The following is a 14419-nucleotide window of genomic DNA, read 5'->3' on the forward strand; positions in this document are numbered from 1 at the left end:
GCCGCATACGCCAGCCGTGGGGCTGCCACGCCTGAGGCAATCCACACACCGCCCCCGCCGATCAAGATCAGGTGGCATCTATGGCGGCATCGCGAGTAGACCCCGCCACCAGTTCCACCTGATCTTGATCAGGGCGTCTGCGGCGAGTTATGGGCGTTCGTAGAATGCGTCGATGCGGGCGTGGGCGAGTGCCTTGGCGGCGGAGAAGACGTGGCGCGGTTTCGATTTCGCGGCGGGCTTGCCGCCGATGGTGGTGATCGGCTCGGTCAGGGCGAAGAGCTGGAAGGCGTAGCGGTGCGGTCCGTGGCCTTTGATCGGGGCCGGACCTTGGTAGCCGCGGCCGAAGCCGGAGCGCAGGATGCTGACGCCGGGCGCGGGAGCGTCGGCACGCAGTCCGTCTCGGGGCAGTTCGGCGAGGGTCGGTTCCAGCAGGGCCACGCAATGCACGAATGGCAATCCTGTTGGTGCGTCCGGGTCTTCGACGACCAGGAGGAGTTGCGCCGTACCGTCGGGCGCGGTCCACGCCAGCGCGGGGGATGCGTCTCGGCCACCGATCCGCTTGGACGCGTGCACCTTTGGCAGTGACGACTCGTGGGTGAAATCCGGGCTGGTGACTTCGAAGGTCGCGTCCGCGGCGAGGTTCGGCAGATGCCAGGCGAGGCCCTGCGCTCCGGCACGGCGGTTCTTCAACAGCTTCCCGATAATTGACACCGGATCTCCTTGGTCTGCTGGGGATTCCGGAGCTTACCGTCGTGGAAAGAGCACCGCACATGACGAAAAATCGAGCCCGATCCGAAGCGGACCGGGCTCGACTCGTTCGAGAAGATCAGGGCATCGGCGGCACCGCATCCTCGTCGCCGACGAAATCGACCGAGGAGTATTCGCGGAGCTTGGTGAGGCGATGGTAGGCGTCGATCATGCGGACGGTGCCGGACTTGGAGCGCATGACGATGGACTCGGTGGAGGCGCCGCCTGGGTAGTAGCGGACGCCGCGTAGTAGGTCGCCATCGGTGACGCCGGTGGCGCAGAAGAAGACATTGTCGCCCGCGACCAGGTCGTTGGTGGTGAGGATGCGGCTGAGGTCGTGGCCCGCGTCGATGGCCTTCTGGCGTTCCGCGTCGTCCTTGGGGGCGAGCATGCCCTGGAGTTCGCCGCCCATACAGCGCATGGCGGCGGCGGCGATGATGCCTTCGGGGGTGCCGCCGATGCCGACCAGGATGTCGGTGCCGGAGTCGGGGCGCGCGCAGGCGATGGCGCCCGCGACGTCACCGTCGGAGATCAGGCGGATGCGGGCGCCGGCATCGCGGACCTCCTGGATCAGGTCCGCGTGGCGCGGCCGGTCCAGGATGCAGACGGTGAGATCGGACTTCGACAGGCCCTTGGCCTTGGCCACCCGGCTGATGTTCTCGCCGATCGGGGCGGAGATATCGATCACGCCCGCAGCGTCGGGGCCGACCGCGATCTTGTGCATGTAGAACACCGCGGAAGGGTCGAACATCGCGCCGCGCTCGGCGACCGCGAGCACCGCGATGGCGCCGGGGGAGCCCTTCGACATCAGCGTCGTGCCGTCGATCGGATCGACCGCGAAGTCGACCTCGGGACCGGTGCCGTCGCCGACCAGCTCACCGTTGTAGAGCATGGGCGCTTCGTCCTTCTCGCCCTCACCGATGACCACGATGCCGCGCATGGAAACCGAGCTGACCAGCTGACGCATGGCGTCGACGGCCGCACCGTCGCCACCTTCCTTGTCGCCGCGGCCGACCCAGCGGCCCGCGGCCATCGCACCGGCCTCGGTGACCCGGACCAGTTCGAGCGCGAGGTTGCGGTCCGGCGCCTCGCGGCGGCTGGGTGCGGGCGAAGATGCCGTCATTACGGTGTGCCTCCTACGGTCGTTGCTACCGCTGATTCTCTCAGAAGCGTGACCGTTCTCGATCAGGTACTGCCCGTAGCGATTGCTCGCAGGTCGCTCGAAAAGGTCAGCTCCAGATCTCCGGCTACCTGTGCGGGAGTGTGCGGCAACCGGCGTGGATACTGGGAGCGTGTCCTACCAAAAGCCGCGAATCCTCAACGACTACCGGGATCTGTTCTGGTCACTGATCCCGTTGGTGCTGATCGCCGTGGTCTTCGCCGGGCTCGCCAGCCAGTGCAGTTTCGCGGGGAAAGGACCGACAGAGGGGCAGATTCCGCACTTCGATGTGACGGCGGCACTCGGCAACGACGCGAAGACCATGCCCTTCCCGATCCGCAATCCGAGCCTGCCCGAACACTGGACCCCGAACTCCGGTAGCCGCGACACGATCACCACCACCGGCGGCGGGCCGGTCAGCACTGTTGGTTTCATCACACCGCAGGGCACGTACATGCGGATGAGTCAGAGCAGCGCGACCGAGGAGGCGCTGTCGCGCTTCGTGCTCGGCTCCCGCTACGGCACCGGCACCGAGCAGGTCGGCGATCAGAAGTGGGTCGTCTACGCCGAACAGGGCTCGGAGACGGCGTGGATCGCCGACTTCGGCCAGTCACGGGTACTCATCACGGGCGCGGGCAACCACGCCGCGTTCACCACGTTGGCCGCGGCCATCGGCGCAGCTCAGCCCTTGAATCGCTAGCGACCGAGCAGCGACTGAGGACACTACGCACCCTTTCGCGCCGCGCGTAAAATTCACTGGGCCTCGAGCATGTGCGGCGTGCGATGCGCGGGGACCAGCCTGATCGAGGCGGCCGGTCAGCGGTGGCTGACCACGTTGACGATCGTGCCGCTGGGATCGCGAACGAAGAACCGGCGCACGCCCCACTGCTCATCGCGGAGCGGATAGACGATGTCCGCATTCACCGCGACCAACTCCGCGTGCACGGCGTCCACATCCTCGACCTCGACGCTGATATCCGGCTGCGGCCGCTCGGCTTCCGGGCCGACCAGCAGGACCTGCGCGGTCGGGTTCGTGGGGGATGCCATCGTCACCACCCAGCCGAGGTCCATGGCCTCTTCGAAGCCGAGCCGCCGGTAGAACTCGCGGCTGGCCGCCATGTCCTCGGTGCGGATATCAGGGGTCGCGCGGCGGATGGTCATTCGTCGGTTTCGAGGTCGGTGCGGGAGAGGGCGTTTTCGACCCGCTGACGAGCGCCCGCCAGATGTTCCTCGCAGCGGGTGGCCAGCGCCTCCCCGCGTTCCCACAGTGCGAGGGATTCGTCCAGGTCGAGGCCGCCCTGTTCGAGCATCTTGACGACGTTGACCAGTTCGTCGCGGGCGCGTTCGTAGCCGAAGGTGGAGATCTCGGCCAGCTCGTCGTCCTTGCCGGGGTCGGCCAAGGTCAGTTCCTCCCTGTGTCGGTCTTGCCCAATGCCCGGGTGCCCAGTGCGGCGGCGGAGATTGCACCGTCGGCGACCCGGATCCGCAGCTGACTACCCGCGGGCGCGTCCTCGATCGAGCGGACCACATGCCGCTCCTTACCGCTGACGCGCTGCACGACAGCGTAGCCACGGGCCAGCGTCGCGGCCGGTCCCACCGCGGTGAGTTTTTCCCGCAGGTGCCGGGTTGCGGTGGTTTCGGTGCTGATCAGATGGTCAGCGCTGCGGCGGGCGGCGGTGCGCAGGCGTTCGATCTCGTCATAGCGGCGATCGAGTTCGCGCAGCGGATCCGCCAGCACCGGCCGGGAACGCAACTGGGCCAGTGCTCTGGTTTCGCGGTCGACCCAGCCGCGCAGTGCGGCGGCGGCGCGGGCGCGCATATCGCGGACCCCGGCCAGTTCGGCGGCCGCGTCGGGCACGATGCGCTTGGCGGCATCGGTGGGGGTGGCGGCGCGTAGGTCGGCGACCAGATCGCACAGTGGGTTATCGGGTTCGTGGCCGATCGCACTGACGATCGGCGTAGTCGCCGCGACGATCGCGCGGCACAGCGTCTCATCGGAGAACGGCAGCAGATCCTCGACGCTGCCGCCACCGCGGGCCAGCACGATGACCTCGACGGCCGGATCGCGATCGAGTCCGGCCAGCGCCTGCACCATCTGCGGCACCGCGGTCGGGCCCTGCACCGCGGTATTGCGTATCTCGAAACGCACTGCGGGCCAACGATTTCTGGCCACCGTCAGCACATCGCGCTCGGCGGCGCTGGCTCGGCCGGTGATCAGGCCGATTGTCTTGGGCAGGAACGGGATCGGCCGCTTCAGCCGGGGATCGAACAGTCCCTCCGCGGCGAGCAGTGCCTTCAATCGTTCGATGCGGGCCAGCAGTTCACCGATGCCGACCGGGCGAATCTCCATGGCGCGCAACGAAATCGTGCCGCGACCGGTGAAATACGCGAGTTTGCCGTACACCACCACCCGGCTGCCCTCTTGCAGCGGGACGGCGGAGCGGCGGATGAGATCCGGATGACAGGTCACCGACAGCGACATATCGGCGGCTGTATCGCGCAACACCAGGAATGCGGTGCTGGTGCCGGGACGCAGATTGATCTGGGTGATCTGGCCCTCCACCCAGATGCTGCCCAGCCGATCGATCCACTGCGCGACCTTGATGGCCACCGAGCGCACCGGCCATGGCTGTTCGGCGGAGTTGGCGGGAGCCGCTCGGTCGGGTTGGCCGGCGGATTCCCGGCCAACCGTCGACGATGACGCGGGGGGTTCGGGCCCACCCGTCTCCCGGCCACCCCCCATCGAATCGCTCCGCGACGCTGAACTCATTGGGCCCGCACGGTGGCGATCCGGTTCGTCAGCATGGTCACGAACGGCGCCCTGGCACGCGTCTGCTGTTCGTACTCGAGCAGGGCGTTCAGATCCTCGACGGTCAGCATGCGCAGGCGGGCGCGCAACTGGGCCAGGGTCATATTGGCGTAGTCGTAGCGGGTGGCCACCTCGGGCTCGACGACCTCTGGTTCGGGCTCGGGCCGGGGTTCGGGGACCGCGGAAACCTCGGTCTCCGGGACGGCGATGGTCTGTACCGGGGCGGCGTGACCATTGGTCTCACCTGCGCGCGCGGCATCGGCGGCGAAGTCGGTCGGTTCGTCGTCGTACAGGTCGAAACTGCTGGCGCGGCCGGGAGCGGTGAACTCCGGCTCGGTGTCCTCGTCGAAGGTGGCCCAGTCGGGCTGTTCGACGGGGGCGTTCGTGAGACGGTCGAATACGCCGTCGCCCTTGAGGGCGAGGCTGGTCACGAACTGCTGGACGTGCATGGTGGTCTGCAACATCTGGCTGATCGCGGTGATCGGGAAATTCATTGCGGCAGTTGGTAGCCGCCGGGTTTCTTCGATGGCGTATACGGCCGCGCCGGCGGCGACCCGGGCCAGGAACGGTGGTCGAAACATGCTCCTAGCCTGCCCGATACGGGATGTTATGCAAAGCACTGGTGTCACAGACACGGAATCTACTTTGGCGCGCGGGGCCCTGCGTGGTTACGCAGCCTCCTCCGGGCCTGACCACGCGCGCCAGGGGTTCTGCATTATCCGGCGGCATTTTCGCCCGGTGCGAGTGTGTCGAGAACGACGCGACCGGGCGTCCACTACTCATCGGCCGCACGTAAGCTGAGGGGCATGTCTTCGGCCATCCCTTTGAACGTCGGAATCGCCAGCACGGCCGGTTCCGGATCCGCCGATGCCGACGGTGGTAAGCGTGTGCTGCTAGCCGAACCGCGTGGCTACTGCGCCGGTGTGGACCGCGCGGTCGAGACGGTGGAGAAGGCGCTCGAGAAGCACGGCGCCCCGATCTACGTGCGCAAGGAGATCGTGCACAACCGCCATGTGGTGGAGACGCTGCGTGAGCAGGGCGTGATCTTCGTCGACGAGACCGACGAGGTGCCCGAGGGTGCGCTGGTCGTATTCTCCGCGCACGGTGTCTCACCCGCGGTGCACGAGTCGGCGGCGGCGCGCAATCTGCGCACGATCGACGCCACCTGCCCGCTGGTGACCAAGGTGCATCAGGAGGCCAAGCGCTTCGCCCGCGACGACTACGACATTCTGCTGATCGGTCACGAGGGGCATGAGGAGGTCGAGGGCACCGCGGGCGAGGCCCCCGAGCATGTGCAGCTCGTCGACGGTCCGGATGCGGTCGACCGGGTCACCGTGCGCGACGAGTCCAAGGTGATCTGGCTCTCCCAGACCACGCTCAGCGTCGACGAGACCATGGAGACGGTGCAGCGGCTGCGCCAGCGATTCCCCGGACTGCAGGATCCGCCGAGCGATGACATCTGCTACGCCACCCAGAACCGTCAGGTGGCGGTGAAGGCGATGGCGCCGGAATGCGATCTGGTGATCGTGGTCGGCTCGCGCAATTCGTCGAATTCGGTGCGCCTGGTCGAGGTCGCGCTCGGCGCGGGCGCGAAGGCCTCCTACCTCGTGGACTACGCCCGCGAGGTCGACCCGGCGTGGCTGGCAGGTGTGCGCACGGTCGGCATCACCTCGGGTGCGTCCGTGCCCGACATCCTGGTGCGCGGTGTGCTGGATATGTTGGCGGAGCACGGTTTCGGTGAGGTGCAGCCGGTGACCACGGCCAACGAGACGTTGGTATTCGCACTGCCGAGGGAGTTGCGGGCGGCGCGTCGCTGAGCTGCGGCGAGGATTTCCAGCGCTTGGCGCGATGTTGGGTGCTGCGCGCTTCGCATCGTTGAGCAGCGTAAACGGCTTCGAGAAGCCGTCCGGCTAGAGGTTTTCCGGTCGACGGCGCTCGGTGCGGCTCGAATCACGTTCGCGGTAGCGGACATTGGGCTGCGGATGTGGCGGCGGGGCTTCACCGCGCCGCCTGGTCGCTGCCGCTCGGCTCGAATCTGCATCGGCCCGAGGGGCTGCCGCAGCGGGTCGCACGGCTCGGGTCGGTTCGCCCTCGCTTCGGGCCGCTGCCGCAGCGGGTCGCGCGGCCCGGGTCGGTTCGCCCTCGTTTCGGGCCGCTGCCGTGGCGGGGCGGGCGGCTCGGGTGCTCGATCGGCGTTCGCGGCTCGGGCGTTCGTCACCCCGGGCGCTCTTCGCGCCGCCGACGCGCGGCGGGGTGTCCGCTACTTCCGAACTACCGCGCCGACTCGGTCGCGGCAGATGCAGATCGGTATCGAGGTCGGAGTTATCGACCTGGGGACGGCGGGTGCGGCGGCGTGCGGCATCGGCGAGCGAGCCGTCATCGGTGCGCTCCGACCTGGTGCGTTTGGTTGCGTTGCCGCGGCCCCAACTGGTGCCGCGACGGGATTCGTCGGCGCGGCCGGCGGCTTCCTCACGCCTGTGTAGCAGGATCCGCCCGGCGCCGATCGCCAGCACGAGCACGGTGGCCAGCGCCATGATCGGGAACCGGTTCACCAGCGGGATCGCCAGATTCAGCAGGATGTCCTTGAGGCCGGTCGAAGCGCCATCGGTGAGCTGCTGATAAGCCAGCGGCACCGCGACGAACAGCAACAGTGGTGGCAGCACCATCGCCGTGAAGAGTGCGCGATAGCGAACGGCGAGCACCGCCGCGACGCAGCCGAGGACGTATAACGTGTTGAACGTCGCGGTCAGCTCGTTATTCTCGCCGTGGGCATCGATCAGGAACCCCAAAAACGTGCACGCCACCGCGATCAGAACCGCCGCCCCGGCCGGAATCCCCGGCACCGAGGGCAGGATCGAACGATGCGGCGCGGGCACCCGGGTTCGCACACGTTGGGAAGCAGCCACCCCATGACACTAACTGCCGCCGCGCTCGGCGGCGTTACGGCACGGCCGTCGCAGGGCTAATCGTCGGCGTCGGCGAAGCCGACGGCCCGCGGCAATGAATCGACCCGATGGATTGCCGGCACCTCCTGCGCGGCTATTTCAAGATCGTGGAGTTTGCGTGCGGTGACCATCACCCGCGACTCCACCGAGGCGACGGTGTAGTTGAAAGCGTCTACGGCCTTACCGAGTTGCGCGCCGAGGCGGTCCAGATGTCGGCCGGTCATGCCGAGCCGGTTGTAGAGCTCGCGACCCAATTGCTGAACGGTAGCCATATCGCGGGACAGTGCTTCCTGCCGCCAGCCGAAGGCGACTGTGCGCAGCAACGCGATCAAAGTCGTCGGAGTAGCGAGGATCACGTTGCGGCCGAACGCGTACTCGAGTAGGCCCGAGTCGGTGGTGAGTGCGGCATCGAGGAATGGATCGCCCGGTACGAACAGCACCACGAATTCCGGCGCGGGATCGAAGGCCAGCCAGTAGGCCTTATCGGCCAGCTGATCGATATGGGCACGCAGATGTTTGGCATGGCGGCCGAGCAGTTCGGCGCGTTCGTCCGGGTCGTCGGCCATGGTGGCGTCGAGATAGGCAGTGAACGGCACTTTGGCGTCGACCACGATCTGCCTGCCGCCTGCGAGATCGACCACAAGGTCCGGCCGCACCATGCCGGTGCGTTCGGTAGCCCCGTCGCTGCGCGCCGCCCGGCTCACCTGGGTGTCGAAATCGCAGTGCCGGGTCATGCCCGCCAGTTCCACCACCCGCTCCAATTGGATCTCGCCCCAGCGACCGCGCACCTGCGGTGCGCGCAGTGCGGCGACAAGCTGACTTGTTTGGCTGGTGAGCTGATGTGACGTGCGCTGCATCCCCGCGACCTGTTCGCGCAGACTCGAATAGGCGTTGATCCGGTGATGTTCGACCTGCTGGATGTGCTGGTTCAGCGTGCCGACGGCCTCGCGCAGCGGATCGACCATCGCGCCGATGGCATGCGAATGTCGGCGTGCCGCATCCTCATTCGCCGCGGTGAGCGATTGCCGCAGTAGCCGCTCATTATCGGTGGCGGCGGCCAGTCTCGCCTCCGCGGCCGTCGCGCGCTGCCCCGCGCGCGCGGCATGCCCGAGCCAGCCGAGCCCTACCCCGGCGGCGAACACCAGCATCAGTGCGACGAGCATCGGTGCGGTCATAGCGCAGATAGTGCCGCATGACACCGACAAGTTCGAAACCCGCGAGCTATCGGACAGCAGCGCGTCGACGAATAGCTGGAGCCCGCGGATTCGTACAGGGCAGCCGACCACGAACCCGCGCGTAGCAAACACCGTGGTTGGGTCGCGCATTCTGCATTGGCGACCACAACGGAGCGAGTCCTACGAGCGACCGTTCGCGGCCCGTCTCGCGTCCGAGTCGTCGAAGCGCATGCGACGAAGTCGCTAGTCTCGACGGCTCGGACGCGAGACACCCGGGGGCCGCGAACACGCCGCGGCCACGCGGCCAAAAACACAGCACACGCCGCGCCCGCGCGGCCAAATTGTTGAGTGTGTCGGTGCGATCGCCTACGGTTTCGCGGCATGCGGATGCTGCACACCTCGGACTGGCACATCGGGCGCACATTCCATGGGGTCGACCTGCTCGCCGATCAGGCCGCCGCGCTCGCGGCCATTGCCGAATTGGTGGCCACGGAATCCGTTGACGTCGTCGTACTGCCGGGGGACGTGTACGACCGATCCATTCCGAGCGCCGACGCGATCGCGGTGTGTATCCAGGGATTCGAGGCGATCCGCGCGGCCGGGGCGCAGATCGTCGCGACCTCCGGCAATCACGATTCGCCGACGCGGCTCGGCGCCGGTGCGAGTTTCGCGGCGGCGGGCGGGCTGCATTTGCGCACGACGGTCGCCGCTGCCGATCAGCCGGTGCTGCTGTCCGACGAGCACGGCGCGATCGCCTTCTACGGCATCCCGTATCTCGAGCCGGAGATCACTCGCGCCGAACTCGGTGTGCCGCAGGCGCGTTCGCATGCGGACATCCTGGACGCGGCAATGCGCCGAATCCGGGCCGATATCGCCGAGCGTCCCGGCACCCGCACCGTGGTACTCGCCCATGCCTTCGTGGTCGGTGGCGAGGCGACCGGTTCCGAGCGTTCGATTTCGGTCGGCGGCGTGGAGACCGTGCCGCTGTCGGCATTCGACGGCATCGACTACGTGGCGCTCGGCCATCTGCATTCACCGCAGAAGCTCTCGGAATCGGTGCGGTATTCGGGTTCCCCGCTGCCGTATTCGTTCGCCGAGACCTCGCATCGCAAGGCGGTATGGCTCGTCGATCTGGACGCCACGGGCCTGCATTCGGTGCAGCGCCGCGACCTCCCACTCGTACGCGGCCTGAGCCGTCTCAGCGGCACCCTCGACGAATTGCTCAGCGAAGCAGCCTATTCCGAGGCCGAGGAACACTACGTCTCGGCGACGCTCACCGACTACGCCCGCCCCGTCGACGCCATGCGCAAACTGCGCGAACGCTTCCCGCATACGGTGCACGTGGAATGGTCGCGCCCGGAGGGCAACCCGGAACTGCGCTACCGTGAACGCGTGCACGGTCGCCGCGATACCGAAGTAGCGCAGAGCTTCCTCACCGACGTCCGCGGCGAACCAACCTCGGGTGAAATGGCCTGGCTGGAGCGAGCACTCGCCGCCGCGATACGCGAACCCGACCGGGAGGTGCCCGCAGCGGTCACGCTTGCCGGGGAACTGTCCGCATGAGCGGCAGTCGTGCGCCCGGACCGGTCACCAGCGGACACCGTTTCCGGGAATCCGTGCCGAACACCCTTCGCGGCATCGGTTATCGAGACAGCTTTGCCTCAGGGCGTGGGTTCTTGCGGCAGGAGCGCGTTCGGTGGACGTTTTCTGGTTCGCCGGACGACGCTCCGCATGCCCGCGATGTCGACTGCGCCCGACGGGAGCGGTGAATGAGGCTGCACCGGCTGGAGATAACCGCATTCGGTCCGTTCGCCGAGACCACGGTTGTCGACTTCGACGCGCTCGGCGCGGACGGGCTGTTTCTGCTGCACGGGCAGACCGGAGCCGGAAAGACGACGGTGCTGGACGCGATCGCATTCGCGTTGTACGGCAGCGTGCCCGGCGCACGTGGCGAGAGTAAGCGCCTGCATTCCGATCATGCCGACGAGCAGACGCCGCCCCGGGTCGTGCTGGAGGCGACGCTGGGTGGGCGACGAGTGCGGTTGACGCGTTCGCCGGAATTCCAGCGGCCGAGCAAACGAGCCAAAAGCGGCTGGGTCAAGGAGAATGCCGCAGCGACGCTGGAATGGTTGGACGGGCGCGGCGCGAACCTCGCTCGCCTGACCGATATCGGCGACGAGATCATCCGCCTGCTCGGCATGAGCGCGGACCAGTTCTTCCAGGTCGTGCTGTTGCCCCAGGGTGATTTCGCGCGATTTCTGCGCGCGGAGAACGAGGAGCGCGAGAAGCTTCTCGAAAAGCTCTTCGATACCGAACGTTTCGGCAGTGCCGAGCAGTGGTTGGCAGACAAGCGCCGGGCCTCGACCGCGGACGTGGAGTCGCGTAAGCAAGGCATCGATCGGTTGATCGCACAGGTCGCGGTGGCGGCGGGGGAGACGGCGGCCGAAACCGTCGGGCCATTCGAGGCAGTCAGTTGGTCGCAAGATCTGCTCGCGACCGCGCGTGCGGTACTCACCACGACCACAGCCGAAGCCGAACGGTGCCAACAGGAATCGGCGCGCCTCAGGTCCCGCGCCGAGGAGCAACGCCGCCTGCACGAACTGCGCCGCCGCATGACCGCGGCCCGCGAGCGGCTCGACGAGTACGCGGCCGCCGCCGCCCACCGCGCCGAGTTGCAAGCCGAACTCGAATCGGCCCGCCGTGCCGCACCGGTCGCCGAGGCCATCGATGAGGCCCGCGCCGCGGTAATGCACGCCAGGCGCAAGTCGGACGAAACCCACCGCATCGCGGCACGATTGGCCGCACTGCTCGCCCAACCCGCTGGCGCGGATGTCGCGGGTTATGAGCTGATCACGGTCGAACGCGGGCCGGACGGAAAGCCGATCGTCGTCGCCGACACGGATGTCGATGCGGCCATTCGACGGTGGAGCGCCCAGATCGGCGCGCTCGACGCGGTGAGCGCCGATGCGACCACCGCGACCCGGCTCACCTCCGAACTGGCCACGCTGCGCGATGAGGACACCGCACTCACCGGCCGCGTGGACAAGCTGACCCGAATGCGTCAGCAACTGCCCGAATCGATCGCCACGATCGAGGCCCGGCTGCGCGAAACCACCGAGGCCGCGGCCGCACTGCCCACTCTGACGGCCGAATGCGAACGCCTGCAGGCCGCAGCGATGGCGGCGGTCGAACTCGCCGGTCGCAGAACAAGTCTCGATCACGCCCGGATCGAATCGGAGTCGGCCCGCGCGGCGCACCTCGATGCCAAGGAACGCGTACTCGACCTGCGCGAGCGCAGGCTGGCCGGGATGGCCGCCGAACTCGCCGGGCAACTGCTCGACGGGGAGCCGTGCACGGTATGCGGCTCGGCCGATCACCCCGCACCGGCCCGCGCCGCGGCCAGCGCGGTATCGAAGGACGCCGAGGATGCGGCGGCCACCGCCGATCGCGTGGCCGAGGACGCCCGCGACCGCGTACTGGCCCGAGTCACCGATCTGGAACGCGAAATCGACGCGCTGATCGCCCGCGGCGGCGATGCCGATCGCGTCGAACTGGCCGCCGCCCTGCGCGCCGCGACCGACCGCTACGAAGACGCCGCCGAACTCGCCACCCTCTCCGACAGCCTCACCGCCGAACTGTCCCGCCTGCGCACCGACGAATCGCGTCTGCACGACGAACTCCGCGAATCCGACACCCGACGCAGTACCGTCACCACCCGCATCGCCGCCGCCACCGTGCGTCTCACCGAACTCACCGACCGCCTGCGCACCGCCGCGGGCGGCGACGGAACCATCGACCGCCGCCGCGCCCGCCTCGACAACCTGATCGGCGACGCCACTGCCCTCCGCGACGCACGCAATGACGAGTCCGTCGCAATCGAGCAGGTCACCGTGATCGCCGACCGAGTCGAAAGCCTCGCGCTGGCAGCAGGTTTCGCCATCGAGCAGGAAGAGGACTCCGTCGCAACCGGGCCACGGGCAACGCCCGTTCGGGCGGATGGCCCCAATGCTTCTCGGGTCGCCGATCCACACGGCGCGGCCAGCGGTAATGCCGATGCCGATGGCACTGGCGCGGTCTCCGATTCGACCGGGAAGCGCGTCGATAATGCGGAGACCACCAGGGGTGCAGTCGGTTCGAGGTCGGCCGAAGATGGCACGCAACCGCGCGACGACGTCGCCTTGTTGACGGCATACGCGCGAGTAGTCGCCGCCGCCTCGCGAACCAGGCAGCGGCAGAACGAGATCGAAGCGGAGTTGGTGGCCGCGGATCGGACTCGCGCGCATGCGGAGGCCGTCCTCGCGGAGCCGGAGATCCGAGCCGCCGCCTCGACCGAACCCGGCGATCTCGCGGAGTTGGAGTCCGCCGTGGCCGCCGCGCAGACCCAGCTGAACGCGGCCGTCGCCGCGCATGCGGAGGCCACTCGGCGAGTGAACCTGCTGGAGGATTTGGGTGGTCAGCTGTGGGCCGCGGTCGATCGGATCGCCCCGGTACAGCGCGCCCATGAGGAACTGGCCGCACTCGCGGAGGTCGTCGCGGGCCGCGGCGAGAACAACCGTCGAATGTCGTTGCGCTCCTATGTCCTTGCCGCCAGGCTCGAAGAGGTGGCATTGGCGGGTTCGGTTCGTCTGCGCCGGATGTCCGGCGGCCGCTACGAATTCGTGCACTCCGACAAGGCGGGCCCGCGCGGCCGGCGCGGCGGCCTCGGCCTCGATATCCGCGACGATTACACCGGCGCCGTCCGCCCCGCCAAAACCCTCTCCGGCGGCGAATCCTTCATGGCCGCACTGTCATTGGCCCTCGGCCTCGCCGATACCGTGGCGGCCGAATCCGGCGGCGTGGTGCTCGACACCATCTTCATCGACGAGGGTTTCGGCGGCCTCGATGCCGACACCCTCGATGCGGTCATGGGCGTTCTCGACGAACTCCGCGCGGGCGGGCGCGTGGTCGGCGTGGTCAGCCACGTCGACGAAATGCGCCAGCGTATTCCCAGCCGCCTGCACGTCATCCGTGGTCGAGCAGGCTCCCAACTCCGCACCACCGTCGCCTGAGGGGTGCTGATCATTGCGTGGCAAGCGTGACAACTGCGCTGGTGGGACCGGTAGAGGTCCAGCTCACGGCCGTTCGGTCGCGTCCGAACTCGGCAGAACCGCCCGCGAAGAGCGCCATCTCGACCTCGCCGTAATCCACGTGGAACTGGATTCGGATCTCCGGGTCTACCGGGGCGTTTCTCGCGGATTGATCAGCCAGTCGAACGCGGCACGCACATCGGCATCGGTGACCGCGAGCGCGATCAGCCGCTGCTTCCATGCTCGGTCCTGCCGAGATTTCCGGCCGCTCGCCAGGATCCAGCCGTGCGCGCTGACTGCGACCCACCACAGCAGCACTATGACCTCGAACCACAGATCTCGGGCAAAGCAGGCGAGGAGGGCGACCAGCCCGAACGTGATCGCCGTGGTGGTAATGGCCAGGTAGCGTTGCCGCAGCAGCAAGTACCCGATGCCGAGCATCGACGCGTTGCCGGGTGCGACCGCGAGCGGGTCACGGGGCCGGTCCACCTGCATCGTTCGATCCATTCGTCGGCCTT

Annotated in this window: 13 protein-coding genes; 4 read left to right on the forward strand and 9 right to left on the reverse strand. The window is 68.0% G+C overall.

Annotated features, from left to right (window positions below; translation table 11 throughout):
• Positions 1–147: 147 nt before the first annotated feature.
• The gene (locus ACQPZ2_RS08075) at positions 148–711 is read right to left on the reverse strand and encodes a YbhB/YbcL family Raf kinase inhibitor-like protein (RefSeq protein WP_433524979.1); all 564 of its coding nucleotides are present in this window, start codon (positions 709–711) and stop codon (positions 148–150) included.
• A 115-nt stretch (positions 712–826) separates the two neighbouring features.
• Positions 827–1870 (reverse strand): class II fructose-bisphosphatase, encoded by a 1044-nt coding sequence (glpX, locus tag ACQPZ2_RS08080; RefSeq protein WP_063036460.1) that lies wholly within the window; start codon positions 1868–1870, stop codon positions 827–829.
• Positions 1871–2039: 169 nt separating this feature from the next.
• Between glpX and ACQPZ2_RS08085 the strand changes: the two genes are divergently transcribed.
• On the forward strand, positions 2040–2606 hold the full coding sequence (locus ACQPZ2_RS08085) for a DUF4245 domain-containing protein (protein WP_433524980.1): 567 nt from the start codon (positions 2040–2042) through the stop codon (positions 2604–2606).
• Between the two features lie 116 nt (positions 2607–2722).
• Here ACQPZ2_RS08085 and ACQPZ2_RS08090 read toward each other — a convergent pair whose 3' ends face one another.
• From ACQPZ2_RS08090 to ACQPZ2_RS08105, 4 genes are read right to left on the reverse strand one after another with little or no spacing between them, the layout of a single operon-like run.
• Positions 2723–3067, reverse strand: a complete 345-nt coding sequence (locus ACQPZ2_RS08090; RefSeq protein ID WP_063036456.1) for a VOC family protein — start codon at positions 3065–3067, stop codon at positions 2723–2725.
• Positions 3064–3306 (reverse strand): exodeoxyribonuclease VII small subunit, encoded by a 243-nt coding sequence (locus ACQPZ2_RS08095; protein WP_040695202.1) that lies wholly within the window; start codon positions 3304–3306, stop codon positions 3064–3066. Before ACQPZ2_RS08095 ends, ACQPZ2_RS08090 begins: the two co-directional genes overlap by 4 nt.
• Positions 3307–3308: 2 nt before the next feature.
• Entirely contained in the window at positions 3309–4649 is a 1341-nt protein-coding gene (gene xseA / locus ACQPZ2_RS08100) for an exodeoxyribonuclease VII large subunit (RefSeq protein WP_433524981.1), read from the reverse strand.
• A gap of 23 nt (positions 4650–4672) precedes the next feature.
• On the reverse strand, positions 4673–5296 hold the full coding sequence (locus tag ACQPZ2_RS08105; RefSeq protein ID WP_433524982.1) for a lipid droplet-associated protein: 624 nt from the start codon (positions 5294–5296) through the stop codon (positions 4673–4675).
• A gap of 225 nt (positions 5297–5521) precedes the next feature.
• On the opposite strand from ACQPZ2_RS08105, the gene ACQPZ2_RS08110 reads away from it, so the two are divergent.
• On the forward strand, positions 5522–6532 hold the full coding sequence (locus ACQPZ2_RS08110) for a 4-hydroxy-3-methylbut-2-enyl diphosphate reductase (protein WP_433524983.1): 1011 nt from the start codon (positions 5522–5524) through the stop codon (positions 6530–6532).
• A gap of 93 nt (positions 6533–6625) precedes the next feature.
• On the opposite strand, the gene ACQPZ2_RS08115 is transcribed toward ACQPZ2_RS08110, so the two are convergent.
• Positions 6626–7621 (reverse strand): DUF6542 domain-containing protein, encoded by a 996-nt coding sequence (locus ACQPZ2_RS08115; protein ID WP_433524984.1) that lies wholly within the window; start codon positions 7619–7621, stop codon positions 6626–6628.
• A gap of 56 nt (positions 7622–7677) precedes the next feature.
• Positions 7678–8835 carry a DNA recombination protein RmuC gene (locus ACQPZ2_RS08120; RefSeq protein ID WP_433524985.1) on the reverse strand — a complete coding sequence of 386 codons (1158 nt, stop codon included), beginning with the start codon at positions 8833–8835 and terminating at the stop codon, positions 7678–7680.
• A 381-nt stretch (positions 8836–9216) separates the two neighbouring features.
• Here ACQPZ2_RS08120 and ACQPZ2_RS08125 point away from each other — a divergent pair, with 381 nt between their 5' ends.
• Together ACQPZ2_RS08125 and ACQPZ2_RS08130 are read left to right on the forward strand one after the other, a co-directional pair.
• On the forward strand, positions 9217–10398 hold the full coding sequence (locus tag ACQPZ2_RS08125) for an exonuclease SbcCD subunit D (RefSeq protein ID WP_433524986.1): 1182 nt from the start codon (positions 9217–9219) through the stop codon (positions 10396–10398).
• Positions 10399–10604: 206 nt separating this feature from the next.
• Positions 10605–13883, forward strand: coding sequence for an AAA family ATPase (locus tag ACQPZ2_RS08130; protein ID WP_433524987.1), 3279 nt, complete (start codon positions 10605–10607; stop codon positions 13881–13883).
• A 165-nt stretch (positions 13884–14048) separates the two neighbouring features.
• On the opposite strand, the gene ACQPZ2_RS08135 is transcribed toward ACQPZ2_RS08130, so the two are convergent.
• Positions 14049–14408: a hypothetical protein gene (locus tag ACQPZ2_RS08135; protein WP_433524988.1), complete on the reverse strand. Its 360-nt coding sequence runs from the start codon at positions 14406–14408 to the stop codon at positions 14049–14051.
• Between the last annotated feature and the right edge of the window lie 11 nt (positions 14409–14419).

It is taken from the genome of Nocardia pseudovaccinii (assembly GCF_050942345.1).
GTDB classification, from domain to species: Bacteria; Actinomycetota; Actinomycetes; order Mycobacteriales; family Mycobacteriaceae; genus Nocardia; species Nocardia pseudovaccinii.

Excerpts from the sequence above, each read along its gene's own strand:
- ACQPZ2_RS08120 (WP_433524985.1), bottom strand. The coding sequence starts at position 8,835 with ATGACCGCACCGATGCTCGTCGCACTGATGCTGGTGTTCGCCGCCGGG.
- xseA (WP_433524981.1), bottom strand. The coding sequence starts at position 4,649 with ATGGGGGGTGGCCGGGAGACGGGTGGGCCCGAACCCCCCGCGTCATCG.
- ACQPZ2_RS08135 (WP_433524988.1), bottom strand. The coding sequence starts at position 14,408 with ATGGATCGAACGATGCAGGTGGACCGGCCCCGTGACCCGCTCGCGGTC.
- glpX (WP_063036460.1), bottom strand. The coding sequence starts at position 1,870 with ATGACGGCATCTTCGCCCGCACCCAGCCGCCGCGAGGCGCCGGACCGC.
- ACQPZ2_RS08125 (WP_433524986.1), top strand. The coding sequence starts at position 9,217 with ATGCGGATGCTGCACACCTCGGACTGGCACATCGGGCGCACATTCCAT.
- ACQPZ2_RS08090 (WP_063036456.1), bottom strand. The coding sequence starts at position 3,067 with ATGACCATCCGCCGCGCGACCCCTGATATCCGCACCGAGGACATGGCG.
- ACQPZ2_RS08105 (WP_433524982.1), bottom strand. The coding sequence starts at position 5,296 with ATGTTTCGACCACCGTTCCTGGCCCGGGTCGCCGCCGGCGCGGCCGTA.
- ACQPZ2_RS08130 (WP_433524987.1), top strand. The coding sequence starts at position 10,605 with ATGAGGCTGCACCGGCTGGAGATAACCGCATTCGGTCCGTTCGCCGAG.
- ACQPZ2_RS08110 (WP_433524983.1), top strand. The coding sequence starts at position 5,522 with ATGTCTTCGGCCATCCCTTTGAACGTCGGAATCGCCAGCACGGCCGGT.